Annotated in this window: 1 protein-coding gene; it reads right to left on the bottom strand. The window is 52.4% G+C overall.

The features are described from left to right. On the bottom strand, positions 1–508 hold a 508-nt coding region (locus ACUHMQ_RS21640), incomplete at both ends, for a cadherin-like domain-containing protein (protein WP_445297384.1).

Below are 508 nucleotides of genomic sequence, written 5' to 3'. Positions count from 1 at the left end.
GCCATCGTTAAGCGTAACCGTGAAGGACTCATCGCGGACTTCTCCCTCTTTCAATAACTCTGCACGGTTATCCAGGGTGTAGGTCCACTTGCCTGTGGCATCGATACTCAAACTGCCGTATTGGCCTAAATGAGCTGCCGGTACAAAGGCAAGACTGGGGTTATCCACATCGGTTGCAGACAGATTGCCTGTGGCACTGGGCTGAGTGCTCTCAACCACCCTGCCGCTGCCCGCGCTGATGACAGGCAAATCATCGACCGGGGTGACATCGATAACTATCGTATTCGGTACGGTGTCAAAGGTATTTGCCTGATCTTGTACCGAGAAAGTGAAGTTGGCGTAGTTGTTTCCATTGGCATTCGCAACCGGTGTAAAGACCATCTCACTAAGCTTTGCCACAGCAATTATCTGTCCGGCCTGTACTCCAACGCCATTCAGATTCAGCGCGCCGGCAGCAGGCAGTGTATCGATTCGCACTGCCTTCAAACTGTCACCCACATCCACATCA

This window comes from Chitinimonas violaceus (assembly GCF_052601015.1).
Note: the sequence above shows the minus strand (reverse complement) of the source record. Positions and strands in the feature narration are given on the sequence as shown.